This window comes from Beijerinckia sp. L45, from assembly GCF_009765775.1.
Classification (GTDB): Bacteria; Pseudomonadota; Alphaproteobacteria; order Rhizobiales; family Beijerinckiaceae; genus RH-AL1.
Map to the genome: position 1 here is coordinate 3,405 of NZ_LMUU01000267.1, position 3,125 is coordinate 6,529.

Here is a 3,125-nt window from a genome sequence, read left to right on the forward strand (position 1 = left end):
GGCTTCGCGGCATTGTAGCTGGCCGGCAAATTGACGGCGACCCCGGTCGTCGCAGCATTGCTCATATAGGCCGCGTTGGTGAACGCCTGCGAGAGATCGTAGCTCGCCAGCGCGCGGCTGGCGATGATGTCGAGCGGGTAATGCACGCCGAGCACGATGCGGCTGTTGGCATAGGTCGCGGCCCGCAGAAGCATGTTCTGATAATCTTGCGGCACGAGCATCGCGAGCAGGATCGAGTCGGTGTAGGCGTAGGTCGTATGGCCGCTCGGAAACGACGGGTTGGTGGTGAGACCGGCGATCGACGTCGAGTCGAACTGGTTGATGCCGGTCGGCGTCACCTGCACCGGGCGCGAGCTGCCGAACACGTCCTGGTTCGGATCGGTGTTCTTCACACCATAGGCGATGTCATAGACGCTGTTCGTGCCGTTCGGCAGGCCGTTGGCGGTCGGCAGCGTGAAGCCGGCCGGCGCGACGTCGGGGGTGGTGCCGTTGATCGTGCCGTTGGCGAAGTAGAATTTCGCGGCACCGAGATCGTTACTCGTAAAGTTGGTATAGGCGCCGGTCAGCAGGGCAACCGTATTGGCGAGGATCGGTGTGCCGCCTGCAACTGGCGCCACGCCCCGCTGATAGATGGGGCCGAGAACCGCGCCCAAACCGCCGACCGGCTGGATCGGCGTGATGCTGCCGTCTGTCCCGGTCACCGGGGTCTGCGCCGGCAGGCCGCCCGCGAGGTTGGCCGCGACGCCGACGTTGCCGACGCCCGCCACAGCGTTTGATGCGGCGTTGAGCAGGTTCTTGTCACTGATCGCGAGTTGTTGCTGGGTCGCCGTGGCGTTGTTGTTGATGGCGATTGCCGTCGCCAGGTTCTGCTGCAGCGTCGTCTGACCGATCGTGGTCGAATTCAGCGCCAGAAACGGCGACAGCAGATTCAGGATGTTGACGCTGGAGGGCGTCACATTGGCTGCCTGGGCGTAAACCGCCGATGTCGGCAGCGCGCCCGCGGCGACGATCGCCAAGGTCGAAACAGTATTGAGCAGACGCATAGATACCCCCCGTATGTAAGCCACAGGCGGCAGGGGTAACGGGGGCACGCAAAGCGATTGTGTCAGAACTATTGCGGGAGCGTCTTTAATCGCGCGGTGATAAATTTAGAACACTATTGATGGTGTCTTTTTAAAGATGAGATGACACTGCGACATAACGCCTACGTCTAAAGTCACCCGAACGACGCCCTAAGGCGCGTGGGAATTATTTACACTATCGAAATACTTAGGCTCAATGCTAGCGCGCTGCGATTTGCGCGCGATGGCGGAGAAATTGGTCGGCCAAAACGCAGGCGACCATGGCTTCTCCAACCGGAACGGCGCGGATGCCGACGCAGGGATCGTGGCGCCCTTTTGTCACGATCTCGGTCTGCGCGCCGTCGCGATCGATGGTAAGGCGCGGCTTGAGGATCGAGGAAGTCGGCTTGACCGCAAAGCGCGCGACGATCGGCTGGCCGGTGGCAATGCCACCGACGATCCCGCCGGCGTGGTTCGACAGGAACAACGGCTGTCCGTCATTGCCCATGCGCATCTCGTCGGCGTTCTCTTCGCCGGTCAGCGCCGCCGTGGCGAAGCCGTCGCCGATTTCGACGCCTTTGACGGCGTTGATCGACATCAGCGCGCTGGCGATCTCCGCGTCGAGCTTGCCATAGAGCGGCGTGCCCCACCCGGCCGGCACGCCGGCGGCGACGATCTCGAGCACGGCGCCGATCGACGAGCCGTCCTTGCGGATCGCGTCGAGATAAGTCTCGAAGACTCCTGCGGCCTTGGCGTCGGGCGAGAAGAACGGGTTGCGATCGACTTCGTCCCAGTCCCAGCTCGCGCGGTCGATGATCTTGGTGCCCATCTGCACCAGCGCACCGCGGATGGTGACGCCGGGCACAACTTTCCGCGCGATAGCGCCGGCCGCGACGCGTGCCGCGGTCTCCCTGGCGGACGACCGCCCGCCACCGCGATGGTCGCGGATGCCGTATTTGGCTTCATAGGTGTAGTCGGCATGACCGGGACGGAACTTGTCCTTGATCGCGTCGTAGTCTTTCGACCGCTGATCCTCGTTCTCGATCAGCAGCATGATCGGCGTGCCCGTCGTCACCATGCGACCATCGCGGTCGGCCACGGTGCCGGACATGATCCTGACCCGATCGGATTCCTGACGCTGCGTGGTGAAGCGCGACTGGCCCGGCCGGCGCTTGTCGAGAAAGCCTTGGATGTCGGCCTCGACCAACGGGATCAGCGGCGGACACCCATCGACCACGCAGCCGATCGCCGGCCCGTGGCTCTCGCCGAAGGTGGTGACCCGGAACAGGTGACCGAAGGTGTTGTGCGACATTTTATGGGCGCGGCTTTGACGCCGCTCCTTCTCGCTCGCGCGTTTGCTACTCGCGGATCAGAGCGCCCATGTCGGGCGCCGCCGGATTCTTCATGCCGACGATGTGGTAGCCGGCGTCGACATGGAGGATTTCGCCGGTGATGCCGCGCGCCATCGGCGACAGCAGGAAAGCCGCGCTTTCGCCGACTTCCTCGGTGGTGACCGAGCGGCGCAGCGGCGCGTTATACTCGTTCCACTTCAGGATATAGCGGAAGTCGCCGATGCCGGAGGCGGCCAGCGTCTTGATCGGACCCGCGGAGATGGCGTTGACCCGGATGTTCTTCTCGCCGAGGTCGGCGGCGAGGTAACGCACGCTGGCCTCCAGCGCGGCCTTGGCGACGCCCATGACGTTATAATGCGGCATCCACTTTTCCGCACCGTAATAGGTGAGGGTCAGCATCGACCCGCCATCCGGCATCAGCTTTTCCGCGCGCTGCGCGACGGCCGTGAAGGAATAGCAGGAGATCAGCAGCGTGTTCTTGAAGTTTTCCGCGGTCGTGTCGACGTAGCGGCCCGTCAACTGGTCACGGTCGGAGAAAGCAACGCAATGCACGATGAAATCGAGCGTGCCCCATTCCTCCTCGACGACCTTGAAGATCGCGTCGATGGAGGCTTCGTCGGTGACGTCGCAGTGCCCCAGCACCTTGGCGCCGAGTTCCTGGGCCAGCGGACGGACGCGCTTTTCCAGCGATTCGCCCTGATAGGTGAAGGCG

The 3,125-nt window shown here is 63.5% G+C and carries 3 protein-coding genes; all 3 read right to left on the bottom strand.

Features of this window, described 5'->3' with window-relative positions; all coding sequences use genetic code 11:
* Positions 1 to 1,043 (bottom strand): phosphatase PAP2 family protein (locus tag GSQ79_RS27210; protein ID WP_158811876.1); only part of this gene is annotated, 1,043 nt, incomplete at its 3' end.
* 238 nt (positions 1,044 to 1,281) lie between these two features.
* A complete protein-coding gene (aroC, locus tag GSQ79_RS27215) occupies positions 1,282 to 2,373 on the bottom strand; it encodes a chorismate synthase (RefSeq protein ID WP_158811877.1) in 1,092 nt (363 codons plus the stop codon).
* Between the two features lie 46 nt (positions 2,374 to 2,419).
* Positions 2,420 to 3,125: SDR family oxidoreductase (locus GSQ79_RS27220; RefSeq protein WP_246725626.1), on the bottom strand; the 706-nt coding region annotated here is incomplete at its 5' end.